Annotated in this window: 16 protein-coding genes; 13 read left to right on the top strand and 3 right to left on the bottom strand. The window is 70.6% G+C overall.

The features are described from left to right. Nucleotides 1–24 precede the first annotated feature (24 nt). The 5 genes from lpxD to rnhB all read left to right on the top strand — a co-directional run bounded on the left by lpxD (nucleotide 25) and on the right by rnhB (nucleotide 4,462). Entirely contained in the window at nucleotides 25–1,134 is a 1,110-nt protein-coding gene (gene lpxD / locus ACFQZQ_RS00410) for a UDP-3-O-(3-hydroxymyristoyl)glucosamine N-acyltransferase (RefSeq protein ID WP_386810718.1), read from the top strand. Nucleotides 1,135–1,228: 94 nt separating this feature from the next. Continuing rightward, on the top strand, nucleotides 1,229–1,699 hold the full coding sequence (gene fabZ, locus ACFQZQ_RS00405) for a 3-hydroxyacyl-ACP dehydratase FabZ (protein ID WP_386810717.1): 471 nt from the start codon (nucleotides 1,229–1,231) through the stop codon (nucleotides 1,697–1,699). A 3-nt stretch (nucleotides 1,700–1,702) separates the two neighbouring features. Further along, the gene (lpxA, locus tag ACFQZQ_RS00400; RefSeq protein ID WP_386810716.1) at nucleotides 1,703–2,506 is read left to right on the top strand and encodes an acyl-ACP--UDP-N-acetylglucosamine O-acyltransferase; all 804 of its coding nucleotides are present in this window, start codon (nucleotides 1,703–1,705) and stop codon (nucleotides 2,504–2,506) included. Nucleotides 2,507–2,598: 92 nt separating this feature from the next. Further along, the gene (gene lpxB, locus ACFQZQ_RS00395) at nucleotides 2,599–3,819 is read left to right on the top strand and encodes a lipid-A-disaccharide synthase (RefSeq protein ID WP_386810715.1); all 1,221 of its coding nucleotides are present in this window, start codon (nucleotides 2,599–2,601) and stop codon (nucleotides 3,817–3,819) included. Continuing rightward, nucleotides 3,812–4,462 (top strand): ribonuclease HII, encoded by a 651-nt coding sequence (rnhB, locus tag ACFQZQ_RS00390; RefSeq protein WP_386810714.1) that lies wholly within the window; start codon nucleotides 3,812–3,814, stop codon nucleotides 4,460–4,462. The genes lpxB and rnhB overlap by 8 nt, the downstream gene beginning before the upstream one ends. Before the next feature lie 9 nt (nucleotides 4,463–4,471). Here the strand turns inward: rnhB and ACFQZQ_RS00385 are convergent, their stop codons facing one another. Both ACFQZQ_RS00385 and ACFQZQ_RS00380 read right to left on the bottom strand, forming a co-directional pair. Beyond that, on the bottom strand, nucleotides 4,472–4,780 hold the full coding sequence (locus ACFQZQ_RS00385; RefSeq protein ID WP_386810713.1) for a hypothetical protein: 309 nt from the start codon (nucleotides 4,778–4,780) through the stop codon (nucleotides 4,472–4,474). A gap of 41 nt (nucleotides 4,781–4,821) precedes the next feature. After that, a complete protein-coding gene (locus ACFQZQ_RS00380; RefSeq protein WP_386810712.1) occupies nucleotides 4,822–7,077 on the bottom strand; it encodes a tetratricopeptide repeat protein in 2,256 nt (751 codons plus the stop codon). 165 nt (nucleotides 7,078–7,242) lie between these two features. Here ACFQZQ_RS00380 and ACFQZQ_RS00375 point away from each other — a divergent pair, with 165 nt between their 5' ends. Beyond that, nucleotides 7,243–7,887, top strand: coding sequence for a hypothetical protein (locus tag ACFQZQ_RS00375; protein ID WP_386810711.1), 645 nt, complete (start codon nucleotides 7,243–7,245; stop codon nucleotides 7,885–7,887). 90 nt (nucleotides 7,888–7,977) lie between these two features. On the opposite strand, the gene ACFQZQ_RS00370 is transcribed toward ACFQZQ_RS00375, so the two are convergent. Continuing rightward, nucleotides 7,978–10,518, bottom strand: coding sequence for an ATP-binding protein (locus ACFQZQ_RS00370; protein ID WP_386810710.1), 2,541 nt, complete (start codon nucleotides 10,516–10,518; stop codon nucleotides 7,978–7,980). Nucleotides 10,519–10,791: 273 nt separating this feature from the next. Between ACFQZQ_RS00370 and ACFQZQ_RS00365 the strand changes: the two genes are divergently transcribed. The 7 genes from ACFQZQ_RS00365 (at nucleotide 10,792) to tilS (ending at nucleotide 19,987) form a co-directional block, all read left to right on the top strand. Beyond that, nucleotides 10,792–11,418, top strand: coding sequence for a hypothetical protein (locus ACFQZQ_RS00365; protein ID WP_386810709.1), 627 nt, complete (start codon nucleotides 10,792–10,794; stop codon nucleotides 11,416–11,418). 183 nt (nucleotides 11,419–11,601) lie between these two features. Beyond that, entirely contained in the window at nucleotides 11,602–11,835 is a 234-nt protein-coding gene (locus tag ACFQZQ_RS00360) for a hypothetical protein (RefSeq protein ID WP_386810708.1), read from the top strand. 123 nt (nucleotides 11,836–11,958) lie between these two features. Further along, nucleotides 11,959–12,615 carry a hypothetical protein gene (locus ACFQZQ_RS00355; RefSeq protein WP_386810707.1) on the top strand — a complete coding sequence of 219 codons (657 nt, stop codon included), beginning with the start codon at nucleotides 11,959–11,961 and terminating at the stop codon, nucleotides 12,613–12,615. A gap of 185 nt (nucleotides 12,616–12,800) precedes the next feature. Continuing rightward, nucleotides 12,801–16,322, top strand: a complete 3,522-nt coding sequence (gene dnaE, locus ACFQZQ_RS00350) for a DNA polymerase III subunit alpha (RefSeq protein WP_386810706.1) — start codon at nucleotides 12,801–12,803, stop codon at nucleotides 16,320–16,322. An 83-nt stretch (nucleotides 16,323–16,405) separates the two neighbouring features. Beyond that, a complete protein-coding gene (locus ACFQZQ_RS00345) occupies nucleotides 16,406–17,263 on the top strand; it encodes a hypothetical protein (protein ID WP_386810705.1) in 858 nt (285 codons plus the stop codon). A 334-nt stretch (nucleotides 17,264–17,597) separates the two neighbouring features. Continuing rightward, a complete protein-coding gene (locus ACFQZQ_RS00340) occupies nucleotides 17,598–18,557 on the top strand; it encodes an acetyl-CoA carboxylase carboxyltransferase subunit alpha (protein ID WP_386810704.1) in 960 nt (319 codons plus the stop codon). A gap of 74 nt (nucleotides 18,558–18,631) precedes the next feature. Next, nucleotides 18,632–19,987 (top strand): tRNA lysidine(34) synthetase TilS, encoded by a 1,356-nt coding sequence (tilS, locus tag ACFQZQ_RS00335; protein ID WP_386810703.1) that lies wholly within the window; start codon nucleotides 18,632–18,634, stop codon nucleotides 19,985–19,987. Nucleotides 19,988–20,022 lie beyond the last annotated feature (35 nt).

Below are 20,022 nucleotides of genomic sequence, written 5' to 3'. Positions count from 1 at the left end.
CCAGGCGAGCCCGTGGACGGCCCCATGCCTACTACCAGCGTGCCTACTACCAGCGTGCCTACTACCAGCGTGCCGAGGACCAGCGTGTACAGCGCCGCGCAGCTGGCCGAGCGTTTCGGTCTGGTGCTGCACGGCGACGGTGCCGTGCAGGTGCACGGCGTCGGCACCCTGGCCCGCGCCGAGGCGGGGCAACTGGCGTTCCTCGCCAACCCGAAGTACCGAAGCCAGCTCGCGCAAACCAGCGCGAGCGTGGTGGTGATGCGCGCCGACGACGCCAGCGATTTCAGCGGCACCGCGTTGATCGCGCGCGATCCCTACGTCGCCTTCGCCAGGCTGGCGGCGTTGTTCGAACCGCGTCCTCGGCACGCGCCGGGCATCCATGCTTCGACCGACATCGACCCCAGCGCGGTGGTGGCCAACGACGCCCATGTCGGCGCATTTGTCAGCATCGGCGCGCGCAGCCGCGTCGAGGCCGGCGCGCGGATCGGTCCGGGTTGCGTGATCGGCGACGACTGCGTGGTCGGCGCCGGCTGCGAGCTGGTCGCCGGCGTCACTCTCGTTGCGCGCGTGCGCCTGGGTCAGCGCGTGCTGGTGCATCCGGGCGCTGTGCTGGGCGCGGACGGTTTCGGATTGGCGATGGACCGGGGCGGCGTGCAGACCGGCGGCCCCCAGAACGACGCGCCGGGCGAGCCCCATTGGCTGAAGGTGCCGCAACTGGGCGGGGTTCTGATCGGCGACGACTGCGAGATCGGCGCCAACACCACCATCGACCGCGGCGCGATCGAGGACACCGTGCTCGAGGCCGACGTGCGCCTCGATAACCAGATCCAGATCGGCCACAACGTCCACATCGGCGCGCACACCGCGATGGCCGGGTGCTCGGCGGTGGCCGGCAGCGCGCGCATCGGCCGCTACTGCCTGATCGGCGGCGGCGCCGGCGTGCTCGGCCACCTGGAGATCTGCGACAAGGTCGTGGTCACGGCGATGAGCCTGGTCACCGCCTCGATCCGCGAGCCGGGCGAGTACTCCTCAGGCACGCCATTGATGGACAATCGCAGCTGGCGCAAGAATGCCGCGCGCTTCAAGCAGTTGGACGCGTTCGTGCGCCGCACCGGCGGACGACGCGAGCCCTGAACACAAGGCCGGGCTCGACCCGCCGGCTCGGCATTGGAAAGTCCGCGCACGGATGCGCGGGGTTTCGCGAAGGACCCGCATACCAGGAATCCGCATGACCGCCCTGCAACTCCCCGTCGACGTCGCCACGATCAACACGCTGCTGCCGCACCGCTACCCGTTCCTGCTGGTCGATCGGGTGATCGAGCTGGAACCGGACAAGCGCGTGCTCGCGTACAAGAACGTGACCTGCAACGAGCCGTTCTTCAACGGCCATTTCCCCGGCCACCCGGTAATGCCCGGCGTGCTGGTGGTCGAAGCGCTGGCCCAGGCCGGCGGCCTGTTGACCCAGCTGTCGGCGCGCGCCAACGCCGCTGAGGTCGCCCCGGCCGGGGAGAAGCTCTACTACCTGGTCAAGATCGACGCAGCCAAGTTCACGCGCATGGTCGTGCCCGGCGATCGCCTCGACCTGGAGGTCACGCTCAAGCGCACCATCCGCAACATGGCGCTGTACTCCGGCATCGCCCGGGTCGACGGCGAGCAGGCCGCGTGCGCCGACATCCTCTGCGCCGAGGTCAAGGTCTGAGCCATGCGTGACGCCGGCCACCCTTCCAGCGTGGTGATCCATCCCAGCGCCGTCGTCGAAGCCGGCGCGACGCTGGGCGACGGCGTGCAGGTCGGGGCGTTCTGCTACATCGGCGGCGAGGTCACGGTTGGGGCCGGCACCACGTTCGGCCCGCACTGCAGCGTGCACGGCCCGACCACGATCGGCCGCGACAACCGCTTCCACGGCCACTGCGCGATCGGTGGCGAGCCGCAGGACAAGAAGTACGCCGGCGAGCGCGTCGCGTTGGCCATCGGCGACCGCAACACCTTCCGCGAGTTCGTCACCATCAACCGCGGCACCGGCGGCGGCGGCGGCAGCACCCGCATCGGCGACGACAACTGGCTGCTGGCCTATACCCACGTCGCCCACGACTGCGTGGTCGGCAACCAGTGCGTGTTTTCCAACAATGCCACCCTGGCCGGGCACGTCAGCGTCGGCGATCAGGTGATCCTCAGCGGCTTCGTCGGCATCCACCAGTTCTGCCGGATCGGCGCGCACGCGTTCATCGGCATGGGCGCGTTCGTCAACGGCGACGTGCCGCCATTCGTGATGGTGGCCCAGGAAGGCTACGGCCGGCCGCGCGGCATCAACGCCGAAGGCCTGAAGCGCCGCGGTTTCGACCCCGAACGGATCGCCTCGATCAAGCGCGCGTATCGCGCGCTGTACGTGTCCGGCGTGCCGCTGGACGAGGCGCGGACGAAGCTGGCCGAGATCGCCGGCGCCAGCGACGACGTGCGCGCGCTGCTCGAGTTCCTCGACAGCAGCGACCGCCCGTTGTTGCGCTGAAGCGGTAGCGCGGGAATGGGGAACAGGGAACAGGAAATCGCGGCGACGTGCAGCGCCCGCGCGCTACCTGCAGCCGTGCAAGCAGCACTCCGATGAACAGCCGCACAAACGCCATTCCCGATTCCCCGCTCGCCGCTCGCGCCTCTCGCCCCTTGCGCTTCGCGCTGGTCGCTGGCGAAGCGTCCGGCGACCTGCTCGGCGCGGGCCTGATCGGGCAGCTGCGCGCGCTCTACCCCGATGCGCAGTTCGCCGGCGTTGGCGGCGACGCGATGCGCGCGGCGGGCCTGGCGGCGTGGCATGACGCCAGCGAGTTGGCGGTGATGGGCCTGTCCGAGGTGCTGCGCCACCTGCCGCGGCTGCTGCGGCTGCGGCGCGGGCTGCGCGAGCGCTTGCTGGCATGGCAGCCGGATGTGTTCATCGGCATCGACGCGCCCGACTTCAACCTCGGCGTCGAGCAGTGGCTCAAGCAACGCGGCATCCGCACCGTGCACTACGTCAGCCCGTCGGTGTGGGCGTGGCGCGAGAAGCGCGCGGCGAAGATCGGCCGTAGCGCCGACTGCGTGCTGTGCCTGTTTCCGATGGAGCCGGCGATCTACGCCAGGCACGGCGTGCAGGCGCGCTTCGTCGGCCACCCGCTCGCCGACGAGATGCCGCTGGAGCCCGACCGCGCCGCCGCCCGCGCCGCCCTGGGCCTGAGCCCCACGCGGCCGGTGCTGGCGCTGCTGCCCGGGTCGCGCGTGGGCGAGATCGAACGGCTGGGCCACGACTTCCTCGCCGCCGCGGCGCGCGTGCTGCGGGCCGAGCCGAACCTGCAGATCGTCGTGCCGATGGCGAACGCGCAGGCGCACGCCGCGTTCAAGCGCGTGTTCGCGCGCCATCCCGACGCGCCGGCGCTGTCGGCGGTGTTGCAGGAAATCGTCGGCCATGCGCGCCCGCTGATGATCGCCAGCGATGTGGTGCTGCTGGCGTCGGGTACCGCGACGCTGGAAGCGATGCTGGCCAAGCGGCCGATGGTGGTCGCCTACAAGGTGTCGCCGACCACTTACCGGCTGGTCAAGGGCCTGGGAATGCTCAAGGTCGACAGCTACGCGCTGCCGAACGTGCTGGCGGGCGAACGCGTGGTACCCGAACTGATGCAGCACGACTGCACCCCGGAAAAGCTCGCCGACGCCACCCTGGCCTGGCTGCGCGACCCCGGCGCCGCGGCCGCCCTGCTGCCGCGCTTCCGCGAGCTGCACCTGCAACTGCGGCGCGATGCGTCGGCGCAGGCCGCGCAGGCGGTGGCCGAACTCGTATCGTTGCGCGATGGCTAACGGCGCCGGCCAACTCACGCTCGATCTCGCGTTCGCCGCCGGCGGGCAACGCGGCGCCGGCCGGATCGACGTGCCTGCGCAACACATTGCCGGGGTCGACGAGGCCGGGCGCGGGCCGCTCGCCGGGCCGGTGGTGGTCGCCGCGGTGGTGCTCGGACCGGGGCGCACGCCGATCAACGGCCTGGCCGATTCCAAGCAGCTCAACGCGCCACGGCGCGAGCAGCTCTACCAACGCATCATCGGCCGCGCCGTGGCCTGGCACGTGGTGTCGGTCGAGGTCGACGAGATCGACCGCCTCAACATCTTCCAGGCGACCATGCTCGGCATGCAGCGCGCGGTGCAGGCGGTCGCGCACGCCGCGCAGCTGGCGCGCATCGATGGCAACGCACTGCCACGCAACCTGCCCTGCCCGGCCGAGGCCTGGATCGGCGGCGATGCCCGCGACCGCGCGATCATGGCCGCGTCGATCCTCGCCAAGGTCACCCGCGACCGCGCGATGCGGGCGCTGCACGAGCAGTGGCCGCAGTATGGCTTCGACGCGCACAAGGGCTATGGCACGCCCGCACACCTGGCCGCGCTGCGCGCGCACGGCCCCTGCCCGCAGCACCGGCGCAGTTTCGCGCCGGTGAGACAGGCCTGCTGAGACTTGCGCTCAGGGGTTTATCCCGGGCTGGGGACCACTGACCTCGGGGTGACTCTGAAAATCTTCGTCGATCGAAATGGAGACGCCGAGAACCAGGTCTTCATCAAGGCCGTGTTGCAGCTCCGCGTCGCCCAGACGCCGTGGCCTGGGCGGATTGACGGCCGGATGGGCCGAACTTAGGCCCACCCGTACCGTCACCAATCGACCCCGCGGCAGTTCGAACGTCAACACCCGCTCATTTTCGTCCAGCCCTTCGTCCGGGCCGCCTGCCCCGCCGCTCGCGGGCATCGACCCTGTTGGATTGCCACGCGTTGCCATATCAGTCTCCTCTTGGAGCCCCTTCTCGGGGCGGTGGTGAACTACTGCGCGCCCGCCGTCCGCGAAACCAGGCCGGCGCGAACAAAGACCGCGTTGGTGGTAATGCGGATCTCGGGCACCCCGGCGGCCCGCGCCGCATCCAGCCGACGGCGGGCTTCGACCTGGTTGCCGAGCACCGCGAAGGTCGTGGCGTTGTAGTACGCCACCTCCGCCAGCTCTGTGGGCAGGGATTCGGAGCGCTTCACCAGTTCCAGGGCGGTGGCCGAATCGCCCAGGTTCGCGCGATACCAGCCCAGGGCGGCCAGGGCCAAGGCGTCGTCCGCCTTCACCTGCACATAGCGTTGCGCGCGGTTTGCCGCTTCCAGGTAGACAACCCGCGCCTCGTCACCGGTTTCGGGGTCGGCCAGCAGCGCGTCCCCCAAGTTGCCCCACAGCTCGAAACTCCCCGGGTTCAACTGCACCGCCTGCCGGTACAGGCGCGCTGCGGCAGCGTAGTCGCCGGCCTGGTACTTGAGCGTGCCCAGGTTGCTGAGGACCTCTTCGTCCGGCTCGATCGCCAGCGATCGCTGGAGCGCGTTCGCGGCCTCGGCGTTGCGGCCGGCCGTGAGGAGCAGCCCGCCATACGTGCTCCAGTAATCCGCATGGTCCGGCCGCAGCTCGACCGCTTGCCGATACGACTCGATCGCCTGGTCGACGTGCCCGCCGAGGTACTGCTGGTACCCCATCTCGGCCCGGACATTGGCATTGCCGGGACTGAACTCGAGTGCCCGCTGGAACTGCTTGAGGGCCAGGTCCTGGCGGCCCTGCGCGATGTGCACCTTGGCCAGCCCCACCAGCGCGGACGAGCGCACCGCCGGGTCGTGCTCGACCTTGCCGTAGTACTCCAGCGCCTTGTCCAGGTTGCCCTGCACCCGGTTAAGATCGCCCAGCGCGAGCGAGACCTCGCCGATCGTCGGATCCATCTTGCCGGCGCGCAGGCAGGCCAGGCGCGCATTGTCGAAGGCGTCGGGATTCTTGTCGGCCTCGAACCGCCAGATCTCGACCCGGCAGATGCCGGCCTGGGCACGGGCGAAGCCCTTGTCGTGGGACAGCGCCTGGTTGAAGTAGCCGATCGCGTCCTGCTTGGCGTCGCGGCCCCGCGACAGCTGCTGCAAGCCGCGGAGGTAGGCGTCGAATGCAGCGACGTTGCGGGTGGGCGCCAGTCGCTTGCGCAACCCCTCTCCGGCATCGGGCAGGACGCCCACCAGGGAGTGGACCACCTCCTGGGCGATCTCGCTCTGGGTCGCGAACACGTCCGATACGTCGCGGTCGTAGGTGCGGCTCCAGAGGGTGAAGCCGGAACCGGTGTCCGCGAGTCGGGCGCTGATCCGCACCCGCGAGCCCTCGCGGCGCACGCTGGCATCGAGCACGGTCGCAACACCCAAGCGTTTTCCCAGGAATTTTGCGTCGGACGCGCTGTCCAGGATCGAGGGCGGCATCCACGCCGCCACCTTGAGTCCGTGCACGCCGGCGAGAGCGCTGTGCAGCTCCACCGCCAGCCCTTCGGCGAAGTAGCGGTCGGCCTTGTCGGCGCTGAGCGTGGTGAATGGCAGCACCGCGATCGACGGCGCCTGGGCGCGCACCGGCGCGCGCATGCGCTCGAGCCACCACCATCCCGCCACGGCGATCGCGGCCAGCACCAGCGCCACCGACAGCCATCGCCACGTCCGCCTGCGTTGCACGCGGCGACGCTCGGGCCGGGGCGCCGCCACTGCGGCCGAAGCTGCCGTGGCCAAGCCCTCGGTCGCGGCGCTGTCGCTGGAGGTGTCTCGCGGCGCCGCCTCGTCGGCGGCGGCGCCCGGCCCTGGCACCGGGCCGCCCGGCGTGGCACCGATCGATTCCAGATCGCCATTGCCGATCGGTACGGGTGCGGGCACGGGTGCGGGCGCCGACACCGGCGTCGCTTCGGGTTCGGTTTCCAACACGCCGATGAACCGGTAACCCAGCGCGTGCTGGGTCTGGATGTAGCGCGGGTGCTGGAAATCGTCGTCCAGCGCATGCCGCAGCTGGGCGATGGCGCGGGTCAGCACCCCCGGGGTGACGTGGCGGTGGCCCCAGACCGCGTCCAGCAGGTCGTCGCGGCCGACCAGGTCGCCGGCGCGCTGCAGCAACACCAGCAGCACCGCGAACGCCTTGGGTTCCACGGTCTGTGGGTCGCCGGCGCGGAGCAGCGTGTGCGCGGCCGCGTCGACCACGACGTCGCCGAACCGGTAGCGCGACGCCGCCGCGGGGCCCGCGGCGTCCGTTGACCCCGTCACGGGCGGCTCGGGGGCGTTCATCGGCAAAACCTCATCGCAGCCTCAGCAACCTGCGACAACGCCCACACAACGCTCGCGGTCCCGTCATGACTGCCCAGCGGGCTGGACGGACTCTGCTGGCGCGCCGAAAACCCGGCGTCCAACCCAAGCCCCAGAGGTGCCGTCATGAACGCCATGTTGTCCACCACGATTCCGTTGCCTGCGATTCTCGACCAGCCCGCCAACACCCGGAGCGGCCGACGCCGTTGCATCGAGAACTACGAACTGAGCGAGTTCGGGGTCGCGCGCTTCAACAACCTGCTGCTGCGGCTGGGCCGCCGCCATTTACTCGACCGCGACCAGCTCGCCACCGCCGCGCGAGAATTGTGCGCTTGCAACACCGCCGGAGTTGCACCGGCCTCCATTCATCAACGCATGCAGCGCATCGAAACGGCCGCGCGGATGGTCGATGACCGCCGCTGGGACGCGGCCAACGACGCGTTCGATGCCGCGCTGGTAGTGGTGGACTACTCGCGCGGTGGCGATGAGCTGATCCCCAATTGGGTGCCCACGGTCGGCCGCCTGGACGACGCGATCGTCGTCGATGCCGCCTGGCCGCGCCTGGGCGCTGAGATCGACAGCTACCTCGACTATTGCCGACTGCGCGCGCTGGAAGCCGGGCTGCGCGGCTGCGGCGAGACCGAGTTCGAGTTCAACCGCGCCGACTGGCGGCGCGCGTGCGAGGACGAGGCGGCGCTGATCGCGCACCAGCGGCGGGTGCGCGAGCGCAGCTACCTGCAACAGTCGGTGCCGCGGTTCGCGATCCACTGAGTTCGTTCACTGAATTCGCGGCAAGGCGCATTCCGGGCCGCCCGCAAGGGCGGCTCTTTTTTGCTGCCGATGGCATCCGCGCGCCCTGCCTCAGCGCGCGGCCTCCGGCAGCGTCAGCCCGATCGCGGGATAGCACGCGTACAACGCCGCGTGCAGCGCCTCGTGGCGCTCCTGCCGGCCGCTGTCGAACAACCGCTGCGCCTGTGCGCCCAGTTCGCGTTGCAAGGCCAGCCACACCTCGCGTCGCGGCTGCTGCCAGTTACGCGACATCGGCACCCCCGTCAGTTCGCGCAGGGCCTGGGCATGGCCAAGCAGGCGCGCGGCCAGCGCGTGTTCGCCGTGGCGATGCAGCACGTAGCCAAAGCCCTCCAACGCCGCGGCGCTCATCCGCAGGTTGCGCAGCGTCGCGGCCAGCGACAGCGCCGCGTCGAACGAACGCGCCGCGGCCTGGGTGTCGCCGAGCAATAGTTCCTGCAACCCCTGGTTGAGCACCGCGAATCCGAACAGGAACCCCGGCGTGCTGTGGCGGCGGCGCCAGAACGTCGCCAGTTCGTCGGCGGCGCAGTGCGCCGATATCCATGCCAGCCGGTGCCGCCCACGCAGCGAATGCATAGCAGACGCCCACACCCGCGCGTAGCCGAGCACCTGCGTATCGCCGATCGCGAGCGCCTCGCGCATCGCGTGCGACAGCAGCCGCCGCGCCTCCTCGTCGCGGCCGGCGACGATGCGAATCATCGCCAGGCCGGCTAGCGCCAGGCCGTGTTCGCGCGGCAGCTTGACCTGGCCGATCGCAGCCACCGCCTCGACCAGGGTGCGTTCCGCGGCGTCGTGGCTCATGTGCAGCTGCATCAAGCCAATGAACTGCAGCGCCCGCGCCCGTGCCAACGCCCCCGGCGCCGGGTTGGCGAGCAACGCGTGCTCGATCCAGTCCAGCGCGCGTTGCAGGTCGCCTTCCAGCCACCAGTACCAGCGCAGGTTCAACGCCAGCTGCAAGGCTTCGCGCACGTGGTCGTGACCGAGCGCGAACTCGAACGCGCGGCGCAGGTTGGCGTGCTCGCGGTCCAGCCAGTGGCCGTACTCGTGCTGCGGCTGCTCGTAGAGCACCGCGTCGGCGCGCGCGGTCAGCGCCAGGTAGTAGCGCAGCAGGCGCAGGCGGCATTCATCCGCGCACGGGTCGTTGCCCAACCGCTCGAGCGCGTACTCGCGCACGCTTTCCAGCATCCGGAAGCGCCGCGGCTGCAGCTTGTGGTCGACCGCCACGAAGCTCTTGTCGACCAGCGAGCCCAACGCGTCGACCACCTGCTGCGCGCCGCCCTCGTCGTCCTCCATCAGCGCCTCGGCCGCTTCCAGCGTCCAGCCACCCGAGAACAGCGCCAGCCGCTGCAACAGGTTCGCCTCGGCCCGGGACAGCAGGTTGAAGCTCCACGACAGCATGTCGCGCATCGTGCGTTGCCGGTCCGGCGCGCCGGGCCGGTCGCTGGCGAGCAGTTCGCGCCGCGCGCTCAGGCGCCCGAGCAGTTCATGCGGGCCGAGCACCCGCAAGCGCGACGCCGCCAGTTCCAGTGCCAGCGGCAGGCCCTCGAGGTGGCGGCACAGCGCGACCACCGCCACGACGTTGTCGCGATCGAGCACGAAGCGCGGATCGACCTCGCCGGCGCGCATCTCCAGCAGGCGTACGGCCTCGCTGGCGCGCGCGGCGGCGACCGGGTCGGGTGCATCCAGCCAGTCGGCCGCCGGCAGCGACAGCGAGGGCACCGGGTAGACCTGCTCGCCGTCCACTCCCAGCCGCACCTGGCTGGTGGCCAGGATCCGCAGCCCGGTGCAGGCGCGCAACAGGTCGTCGGCGACCTGCGCGCACGCCGCGGCGACCTGCTCGCAGTTGTCCATCAGCAGCAACACGCAACGATCGCGCAGGGTGCGTGCCAGTTGCTGGTCGATGCGCAGGCGCATCTGCTTGCCCAGGTCGAAGCACGACAGCAGCGCATCGACCACGTCGTCGCTACTGCGGCACGAGGTCAGGTCCAGCACCCACACGCCATCGGGATAGTGGTCGGCTGCGTCGCGCGCCAGTTCCATCGCCAACCGGGTCTTGCCGGTGCCGCGGGGACCGACCAGGGTCAGCAGCCGCGAGGCGGGCAGCAGCTCGCGCAGGTCGGCCAGTTCCGGCAGGCGCGGCACCAGCGTCTCCAGCCGCGCCGGCAGTGGCGGCGCGCGGAACAGGTTGTCGCTGGCCCGGCGGCGCGGCGACTCGGCCGCAGGCGCGTCGGCCTGGTCGACCGCCGCGATGAATCGGTAGCCGCGCCGCGGGACGGTCTCGATGTAGCACGGCGTCGCGGCTTCGTCGCCCAGCGCATGGCGCAGCAAGCGGACGATGCGGGTGAGCGTGGACGGGGTGACGGCGCGATGCCCCCACACCGCATCGAGCAGTGCATCGCGCGTGAACAGGTGGCCCGGCTGCGCGACGAACCGCGCGAGCACGGCGGCGGCCCGGGGCTCGAGGTTGATCGCGATGCCATCGCGGCTCAGGCGCGCTTCGCCCGGCTCGAAACGGAATTCGCCGAAGCGGAACAGCCCGGAATGGGATTCTTCCGCCGCAGCGCCTGGCGCGATCGGGGGCGTGGGTTCATGCATCGGACATGCCAGTGCGTTGATTTTTCACGGACCGCGTTCAGGAAAAAACGCCAGCGTTCGCGGCGTGCGGACAGGCGCTCGCGGTCGCGCCGTCGATCATGCGCCGCGGCCTGAACGCGCGCGCGAAATTCACCGTGCCGGCCAACTTATGCACCACGACAAGCGGCGCGCAACGGCGCATCATCGACCTGCATCCAGCAAGGTGTGTGGTCGCGTTACCCGCCGGTCGGCGCGCGGCCAGCCTGCCACCGGCCGGTACCAGCGAGGTGCGCCATGCGCCTGCCAGTCCCCACCCCGACTGCCGACCCGCTGCCGTTCGAGGAACTCAAGGAGCGCAGCGAGGAAACCCGGGTCAGCGTGCCGCTGCGTAGCGATGCGGTCGCGCGATTCGATGCCCTCCTGCACGAGCTCAACCCCGACGCGCCGCGCGCCGACCCCGACCGCATCCAGCGCCTGGCCAACTGGCTGGTGACGCTGCCCGATGACACCGCCAGCGACGTGCTCGACCGGCGCCTGCATCGCATCAACGAGCTGCGCGCGATGCTCGACGACCCCGACTGGGACGCCGACGACGCGACGCGTTCGCGGCTGGAGAAGCTGCTCGGCTACATCGACCGCGACGACGGCCTGATCTCCGACCACGAGCCGCTGCTGGGCCTGCTCGACGACGTGCTGCTGATCGAGCTGGCGTGGCCGGCGTTCGCCGAGGAGGCCGAGGAGTACCGCGACTTCTCCGCGTACCGCAGCGACGAACACCCGGCCGGCAGCGGCGGCGAACAGCGCGCCGCGTGGTTGCAGGACCGGCTGGCCGAGATCGGCCTGCTGCAGCACCAGCTGCGCGTCAACGACAGCCACTACGTCCAGCGCGGCCAGCCGGAACAGATGTTCCGGGTCGGTTGAGCTTTGCCAACGCGGCCGGTCTACCGCCGGCCGCCGGAAGTCCGCCGCGGGCGCCACCGGCCGCGCTCGGGCCGCCATGCCGCGGCCTCGGCACTCCCTCGCAGTTCCATCACCGCAACCTCAAGACTTGCCGAGCGCGGCAAGCGACGCTGGCGCCATCCTGAGAACACTTCGGAGCGCGCCATGAACGTCCGTCGTAACCCTGCCGCGGGGATGCTGGCGATGCTGCTCGCCCTGCCGGTGCTGCCCGCCGGCTCGCGCGATGTCGCGGCCGACGGCGCCCGGATCGACTGCCAGCAGCGCCACTTCGGCCATGGCGATACCGCGTGGCGGTGCACGAGCCACGGCGGCGACCTCGTATTGGCCGCGCAGTCGCCCTTGCGCGAACGGCGCATCCCGACGATGGCGGTGCGTTGAACATCGGCATCGCTTGCGCCCGGCCCGCAGACGCTGCCACCTGTAATCCGTGAGCCGGTTCCCGAAACCTGTTGTTGAAACCGAAGGCCCGAATAACGGGCCACATCGCCATAGGATCCCTGCATGAACGTTTCCCTTGCCCCGTTGCCGCCGCTGCCGCGCGCACTCGCCCAGCCCGGCCTCAGCGGCTCCGGCCGCCGCCATCGCATCGGGTACCACGAGATCGATACGGTGGCCTTGCGCCATTTCAACGAACTGCTGCAATACCTCGACCTGAATGTGATGCCGCTGGATCGCGACCGCCTGGCCAGCGCCGCACGCGAACTGGTCGACCAGCCGCACGCGGGCCGCGCACCGGACTGCATCACGCAACGCATGCGCCGCGCCGCCGCGATCGACTGGATGGTCGGCGACCCCGACTGGGAGACGCTGCCCACGACCGAAGTCGCCGCGAGCCTGCTGGTCGACTACATGCGCCACAACGACAAGCGCCGCACGCTGATCCCGAACGCGCTGCCGGTGGTCGGGCGCCTGGACGACGCGATCGTGGTCGAAACGATCTGGCCATCGGTGGGGCCGGAAGTGCGCGACTACGTGGATTTCTGCCACGTCCGCCGCGTCGAGGCGAACCTGGCCGGCGATGCCCCGGCTTACAACTGCAACCGCCAGAACTGGCAGCAGGCGGCGCGCGCCGAACGCGACTGGGTCGCCCACTGCGAACGCGTGGGTGCCCAGAGCTATATCGCGGGCGATCCGGTCTCACGGTTTCGGGTCAACTGAAGGCAGCCTCGGCGACCGGGCGCGCGGGCGCGGGCCCGGCCCGACGCGGACCGACCGCACGGCCCCGATCGAGCCCCCCAGTCGGCCATTCCGGCACGGCCCACGGCGCGGCCGATCGGCGCGGTGTCAAGCCTTGTCGGCCCGGCCCGGACTGATACCCTGCCGGTTGCCTTGCCGGTTGCCGCATGTCCGCTCGTTTCGTCCACCTCCACCTGCACAGCGAGTACTCGCTCGCCGACTCGACGATCCGCATCGACGAGTTGGTGAGGCGCTGCGTGGCGCTCGGCCAACCCGCGGTCGCGCTCACCGACGTCAACAACCTGTTCGCCGCGGTCAAGTTCTACAAGGCCGCCGAAAGCGCCGGGTTGAAGCCGATCATCGGCGCCGACATCGGCCTGGCCGACGGCAACGAAGCCACCTCGCGCATGACCCTGCTGTGCCGCGACCGGGTTGGCTACCTGACCCTGTCGCGCCTGCTCAGCCGCGCATGGATGGAAGGCCACCGCGTCGATGGCGTCGCGGTGCGTCCGGAGTGGTTGCGCGAGGACAACGCCGGCTTGTTCGCACTCGCCGGCCGCCACAGCCTGGCCGGGCGCCTGGCCGGCAGCAACCGCCACGAACTCGCCCAGGCCTGGCTGGCCGACTGGCAGGGCTCGTTCGGCGACCGCCTGCACCTGGAGCTGACCCGCACCGGGCGCGACGGCGAAGACGCGTTCAACGCGTTCGCGCTGCACGCCTCGGCCTCGCGCGGCATTGCCGTCGTGGCCAGCAACGACGCGCGCTTCCTCGATGCCGAGGGTTTCGAGGCGCACGAGGCGCGCGTGTGCATCTCCACCGGCCGCGTGCTCGACGACCCCAAGCGCCCGCGCGAGTACAGCGCCGAGCAGTACCTGCGCTCCAGCGAGGAGATGGCGGCGCTGTTCGCCGACGTCCCCGACGCGATCGACAACGCGCTCGCGCTGGCGACGCGCTGCAACGTCGAGATGAAGCTCGGCGAGTACGCGCTGCCGGCGTTCCCGGTGCCCAGTGAGCACACGATCGAAAGCTGGCTGCGCAATTCCGCGCACGAAGGCCTGGCCAAGCGCCTGGAAAAAGCCCCGCTGGCGCCCGGCAAGACCCGCGCGGACTACGACGCTCGCCTGGACATCGAGCTGGGCGTGATCCTGAAGATGGGCTTCCCCGGCTACTTCCTGATCGTCGCGGACTTCATCAACTGGGCCAAGGACCACGACATCCCGGTCGGGCCCGGCCGCGGCTCGGGTGCCGGCTCGCTGGTCGCGTGGGCGCTGGGCATCACCGACCTCGACCCGCTGCCGTACGACCTGCTGTTCGAGCGCTTCCTCAACCCCGAACGCGTGTCGATGCCCGACTTCGACATCGACTTCTGCATGGACCGCCGCGACGAGGTCATCGACTACGTCGCCGCGAAGTACGGCCGCGACCGCGTCAGCCAGATCATCACCTACGGCACCATGGCGGCCAAGGCGGTGGTGCGCGATTGCGGCCGCGTGCTAGGGCATCCGTACGGTTTCGTCGACGGCCTCGCCAAGCTGATCCCGATGACGCTCGGCATCTGCCTGGACGACGCGCTGGGCGAGTCGGAGGCGGCGAAGAAGAACCCGACGCTGGCCTCGACCGAGCTGATCGAGCGCTACCGTTCCGAGGACGAGGTGCGCGACCTGCTCGACCTGGCGCGCAGCCTCGAGGACCTGACCCGCAACGCCGGCAAGCACGCCGGCGGCGTGGTGATCGCGCCCAGCCCGCTCAGCGACTTCTGCCCGCTGTTCGCCGAACACGACGGCGAAGGCCGCGGCAAGAGCCCGGTCACCCAGTTCGACAAGGACGATGTCGAGGAAGTCGGGCTGGTGAAGTTCGACTTCCTCGGCCTGCGCACGCTGACGATCATCGACTGGGCGGTGAAGGCGATCAACGTGCGCCGCGCCGCCGCCGGCGAACCGCCGCTCGACATCACCGCGCTGCCGCTCGACGATCCCAAGACGTACGAGCTGTTCGCGCGCGGCGATTCGGTCGCGGTGTTCCAGTTCGAATCGCGCGGCATGCGCGAGCTGCTCAAGCGCGCCAAGCCCGACACGTTCGAGGACATCATCGCGCTGGCGGCGCTGTTCCGCCCCGGCCCGCTGGGTTCGGGGATGGACAAGGACTGGGTCGACCGCAAGCACGGCAACGCCGCGGTGTCGTTCCCGCACCCGTCGCTGGAGCCGGTGCTGGCGCCGACCTACGGCGTGATCGTGTACCAGGAACAGGTGATGCAGATCGCCCAGGTGCTGGCCGGCTACTCGCTCGGCGGCGCCGACCTGCTGCGCCGCGCGATGGGCAAGAAGAAAGCCGAGGAGATGGCGAAGGAACGCGCCAAGTTCGAGACCGGCTGCGAGGAACGCGGGATCCCGGCACGGGTCGCCAGCCCGATCTTCGACCTGATGGAGAAGTTCGCCGAGTATGGCTTCAACAAGTCGCACTCGGCCGCGTACGCGCTGGTCGCGTACCAGACCGCGTGGCTCAAGGTGCACTACCCGGCCGAGTTCATGGCCGCGGTGCTGTCCTCGGACATGGACAACACCGACAAGGTGGTCGGCTTCCTCGACGAGGCGCGGGTGATGGGCCTTACGGTGCTGCCGCCGGACGTCGATGCCTCGGCGTACATGTTCGAGGCCACCGATTCAACGACCATCCGCTACGGGATCGGCGCAGTGAAGGGCGTTGGCCGCGGCGCCTGCGAGGCGATCGTCGAGGCGCGCCGCGCCGGGCCGTTCGTCGACCTGATGGATTTCAGCAAGCGCGTCGACAGCGGCAAGCTCAACCGCCGCGCGCTGGAGGCGTTGACCCAAGCCGGCGCGCTCGACCGGCTCGGGTGCAACCGCGCCAGCCTGATGCTGCAGCTGCCCGAGGTGCTGAAGGCGACCGACCAACTCGCGCGCGAACGCGACGCCGGCCAGGTGTCGTTGTTCGGTGGCTTCGAGGCGGCGACGCCGGCGCTGCACCTTGACCTGCCGCAGGTCGACGAGTGGCCGCTGGCGCAGATCCTCAACGGCGAGCGCGAGACGCTCGGGCACTACCTCAGCGGCCACCCGTTCGACCCCTATCGCGACGAGTTGCGCGGCCTGGTCGGTTACGACCTCGGCGAGCTCGACCGGATCTGGGAGTCGCGACCGGAAAGCGCGCGCAGCGGCTGGCGGCCGGAACTGGATCTCGTCGTCGCCGGGCAAGTCGTCGGCCTGCGCAAGAAGGGCGACAGCCAGATGTTCGTGCAGCTCGAGGACGGGCGTGGCCGGCTGGAGTGCGCGTTCTTCGGCGAGACCTACAGCGAGTTCGCCGCGCTGATCGCGCGCGACCGGCTGCTGGTGGTCCAGGGCGGCCTGCGCGAGGACGCGTTCAGCGGCGGCTTCGCGCTCAAGGTCGCGCGCTGCTGGGACTACGCCCAGGTGTGCGCGAAGCACGCCCAGCGGCTGTCGCTGCGCGTCGACCTGCGCGTGCCCGGCGCCTGGCAGCGCGTCGACGCGCTGTTGAGCAAGCAACGCCCGGGCCCGACCCCGCTGCGGCTGGACCTGTTGCGCCCCGGCGCGGCCGGCACGCTGGAACTCAACGGCAGCCAGTCGGTGCGCATCGACGCCGACCTGATGGGCACCCTGCGCGCCACGCCCGGCGTGCGCGCGGTGAAGCTGGCGCTGAACAAGCCCTGGGCGAGTTGAGTCAATCCGCCGCGCCCATCACCGCCTGCGGCCGGCGATAGCCACGCAGGGCGCCGTGCGGGCGCCGCGGCCGGTGGCGAGGGATGGCCACCACGTGGAAACGCGGGCTGAGCCTTACCATTCCGGGCTGCGCTGCGCCCTTCGGCTTGCGCCTCCCGTGGCTGTGGCCGGTCTTCCGTCGATCGACGTTGGCAGACGAAAAGCCCGAGACCATTCCGGGCGCGGCCCATCCTCCGCTCACGGAGTCGCCGATGAAATGCCCGCTTGCGCTTTTCGTCGCGTTGCTCGCACTGCATGGCCCTCAGGCGCGAGCCCTTCAGGATTCGGCCGGCCTGGGTGACGCACAACCCACCGCCGACACCCTCCGCCAGACCGCCAACGCGGTGGACTGTGCGGCAATGGCCGCGATGCCCGGGGCGCCGATGACGCGGGAAGCCTGCGAGGCGCAGAAGTCGTCGATGCTGGGCCTCAGCCAGACAATGCAGGCTTCCGGCGCGGGCGCCAGGCCCGGCGACGACGCCATGACCTGCGACCAGATCGTCGCCGAAATGCAGACGATGCAGGTCGCCGGCGTCAGCGCGGACAACGCCGCCGAGGCGCAGGCGGCGGGCCGCCAGCTGAAGGCCACGCAGGAACGCGCGCAGGCGGCAGGCGCGGCGATGATGGCCCGGCAGACGCTGGAGACCGCCGCGGCCGCCGTGGGGCCCAACGCCGTCCAAGGCGTCGTCTCGGCCCGACAGACCGCCGAACAGATCGCCGCCGGGCAGCGCAACAAAGCCGCGATGCAGGACGCCACCAGCCGCACCACCCTCGCCGTCGCCGCGGCCACCGGCGACGTCGCGGCGGCCATGCAGGCCAATCCGCGCTGGGGGCGATTGATTGCCCTCAGCGCCGCCCGCTGCGCCGGCTACACCCCTGCCGATGGCGGCCAGGACTGGTGAACCGGACGGGTGATCTGCCCTCCACATCCGCCAGTCAGGCAGCCAGAACCGCGCCGGCCTCACCCTTGGCCATCGCCAGGGCGAATTGCGCCGAGCGCGATCCCGGGGTCCGCGACAACCGGCATTTTGCGGATCAGATCGGATGTTGGGTGCCGCTGCGCTCGCCCCAACGCACGACTCCCTCCCAGTTTTGAACCCACTGCTCCCGGCGGTTTGCAAGAAAGCCGCCTGGCAGGGCCGGACGACCACCCCGCGGGGCTCGGTACGGCGGATGCGGTCGTTTCGTTAGACTGTGCCCTTCACGGCAGCCGTGCTGCCCACGAGCCTCCCACGCATGAATCCGAACTACCTCGATTTCGAGCAGCCCATCGCCGACCTGGAAGCCAAGATCCAGGAGCTGCGCCACGCCAGCCATGGCCCGGCGGTCAATGTCGATACCGAGGTCCACGCCCTGCAGGACAAGCTGCGCATCCGCACCGCGCAGATCTTCCGCGACCTGAGCCCGTGGCAGGTCTCGCAGCTGGCCAGGCATCCGGCGCGGCCCTACACGCTCGACTACATCCGGGTGTTCTGCGACGAGTTCCAGGAACTCGCCGGCGACCGCGCCTACGCCGACGACGCGGCGATCGTCGGCGGCCTGGGCCGCATCGACGGCCGCGCGGTGATGATCATCGGCCACCAGAAGGGCCGCGACACCAAGAGCAAGGTCAAGCGCAACTTTGGCATGCCGCGCCCGGAGGGCTACCGCAAGGCGCTGCGCCTGATGAAGATGGCCGAGCGCTTCAAGCTGCCGCTGCTGACCTTCATCGACACGCCCGGCGCCTACCCGGGCGTCGGCGCCGAGGAGCGCGGCCAGTCCGAGGCGATCGCGCGCAACCTGCTGGAAATGGCCGAACTCAAGACCCCGGTGATCTGCACCGTGATCGGCGAGGGCGGCTCCGGTGGCGCGCTCGCGATCGGCGTCGGCGACCGCACCCTGATGCTCGAGTACGGCACCTACTCGGTGATCTCGCCCGAGGGCTGCGCCTCGATCCTGTGGAAGTCGGCGGACAAGGCCAAGGACGCGGCCGAGCAATTGGGTCTGACCGCCAAGCGCCTGCTCGGTCTGGGACTGATCGACAAGGTCGTGCGCGAGCCGATCGGCGGCGCGCACCGCAACCCGAAGCAGATGGCGACACGCCTGAAGGCCGTGCTGCTCAACGAACTCGACACGCTCGAAGCGCTGCCGCTACCGGAGCTGCTGGAGCGCCGCTACCAGCGGCTGCGCAGCTACGGCGCCTACGAAGCGGCCTGAGCACGGCGTTCCGGCCGCCGAGACACGGGCGATCGGACCCATCGGGTAGAGCCGACAGCGCCGCGATCGAAAGCATGATGAGCGCGAAGCCCGATTTCCTCGCTCGACCGCTCGCGCCCGACGCCGGCGCCGCGATCGTGGTCGGCTTCAGCGGCGGCCTCGATTCGAGCGTGCTGCTGCACGCCCTCGCCACCGACCCCGCCCTGCGCGCGCGCGGCGTGCGTGCGTTGCATGTCGACCACGGCCTGCACGCCGACTCCGCCCGCTGGGCGGAAGATTGCGAAAAGCGCTGCCGCGAATGGGGGGTCGCGTGCACCGTGGTGCGCGTGCAGGTCGCGCGCGACGGCGGACAGGGCCTCGAAGCCGCCGCGCGTCGCGCCCGCCACGCCGCCTTCGAGGCGCGACTAGGCGACGGCGAAATCCTCGCCCTCGCCCACCACCGCGACGACCAGGCCGAGACCTTCCTGCTGCGTGCGTTGCGCGCGTCCGGCCCCGACGGGCTGGCGGCGATGCGGCCTTGGCGGCGCTTCGGGACGGGCTGGCTGTGGCGGCCGCTGCTCGACCTGCCGCGGTCGCGGCTGCTGGCCTATGCGCAATCCCATCGGCTGCGCTGGTTCGACGACCCCAGCAACGCCGATACCGCACTGGACCGCAACTTCCTGCGTCAGCAGCTGCTGCCGCTGTTGCGCGAGCGCTGGCCGCAGGCCGACGTGGCCTTCGCGCGCTCGGCGCAACTGTGCGCGGACAACGCGGGCCTGCTCGCGCGCGCCGATGCGCTCGCGCTGGCGCAAGCCGCCACCGTCGACCCACGGGTGCTGTCGCGCGCCGCGCTGCGCCTGCAGTCGCCCGCACAGCGGGCACGGGTGCTGCGGCAATGGGTCGCCTCGCAGTGCCTGCCACCGCTGCCCGCGCACGGCGTGGCCCAGGTCGAAGAGCAGTTGCTGGATGCGCGCGCCGATGCGCAGGCCGCGTTCGCCTGGAGCGGTGCGCTCATGCGCAGCTGGCGGGACATGCTGCACGTCGACCGGGAACGCGCACCACTGCCCACCGACTGGCGCTGCGAGTGGGAGGGCGACACGCCGCTGCGACTGCCCGGCGGCGACCGGCTCGCGCTGGTGACATCCCGTTTGGGAACTACGGGCAGCACCGCAACGCCGCTCGCCGCCGACGCTGCTTCGCGATTCGAAACTGCGCTGCTCGTGCACGCCCGCCAGGGCGGCGAACGCATCATCCTGCCCGGGCGATCGCACTCGCATGCGCTAAAGCACGTGCTGCAGGACCTTGGCGTGCCGCCGTGGGTGCGCGAACGGCTGCCGTTGTTGTCCGACGGCCAAGGCGAACTGCTCGCGGCCGGCGACCTGCTGTATTCGGCTCGCTTCGATGCGTGGCTGCGGGAGAACGGCGTCGGGGTGGTGTGGACGTCGGACTGATCGCCCCTCGCCGATTGACCCCCTACCCCCACCGC

The organism is Lysobacter koreensis, from assembly GCF_042677045.1.
In the GTDB taxonomy this organism is placed as follows: domain Bacteria; phylum Pseudomonadota; class Gammaproteobacteria; order Xanthomonadales; family Xanthomonadaceae; genus Lysobacter_K; species Lysobacter_K koreensis.
The sequence above is the reverse complement of the archived record's forward strand: the minus strand, read 5'-3'. Positions and strand labels throughout refer to the sequence as shown.

Bases quoted from the DNA above. Each gene is read 5' to 3' on its own strand.
- lpxD (WP_386810718.1), top strand. From the start codon at position 25: ATGCCTACTACCAGCGTGCCTACTACCAGCGTGCCTACTACCAGCGTG.
- fabZ (WP_386810717.1), top strand. From the start codon at position 1,229: ATGACCGCCCTGCAACTCCCCGTCGACGTCGCCACGATCAACACGCTG.
- lpxA (WP_386810716.1), top strand. From the start codon at position 1,703: ATGCGTGACGCCGGCCACCCTTCCAGCGTGGTGATCCATCCCAGCGCC.
- lpxB (WP_386810715.1), top strand. From the start codon at position 2,599: ATGAACAGCCGCACAAACGCCATTCCCGATTCCCCGCTCGCCGCTCGC.
- rnhB (WP_386810714.1), top strand. From the start codon at position 3,812: ATGGCTAACGGCGCCGGCCAACTCACGCTCGATCTCGCGTTCGCCGCC.
- ACFQZQ_RS00385 (WP_386810713.1), bottom strand. From the start codon at position 4,780: ATGGCAACGCGTGGCAATCCAACAGGGTCGATGCCCGCGAGCGGCGGG.
- ACFQZQ_RS00375 (WP_386810711.1), top strand. From the start codon at position 7,243: ATGAACGCCATGTTGTCCACCACGATTCCGTTGCCTGCGATTCTCGAC.
- ACFQZQ_RS00370 (WP_386810710.1), bottom strand. From the start codon at position 10,518: ATGCATGAACCCACGCCCCCGATCGCGCCAGGCGCTGCGGCGGAAGAA.
- ACFQZQ_RS00365 (WP_386810709.1), top strand. From the start codon at position 10,792: ATGCGCCTGCCAGTCCCCACCCCGACTGCCGACCCGCTGCCGTTCGAG.
- ACFQZQ_RS00360 (WP_386810708.1), top strand. From the start codon at position 11,602: ATGAACGTCCGTCGTAACCCTGCCGCGGGGATGCTGGCGATGCTGCTC.
- ACFQZQ_RS00355 (WP_386810707.1), top strand. From the start codon at position 11,959: ATGAACGTTTCCCTTGCCCCGTTGCCGCCGCTGCCGCGCGCACTCGCC.
- dnaE (WP_386810706.1), top strand. From the start codon at position 12,801: ATGTCCGCTCGTTTCGTCCACCTCCACCTGCACAGCGAGTACTCGCTC.
- ACFQZQ_RS00345 (WP_386810705.1), top strand. From the start codon at position 16,406: ATGGCCACCACGTGGAAACGCGGGCTGAGCCTTACCATTCCGGGCTGC.
- ACFQZQ_RS00340 (WP_386810704.1), top strand. From the start codon at position 17,598: ATGAATCCGAACTACCTCGATTTCGAGCAGCCCATCGCCGACCTGGAA.
- tilS (WP_386810703.1), top strand. From the start codon at position 18,632: ATGATGAGCGCGAAGCCCGATTTCCTCGCTCGACCGCTCGCGCCCGAC.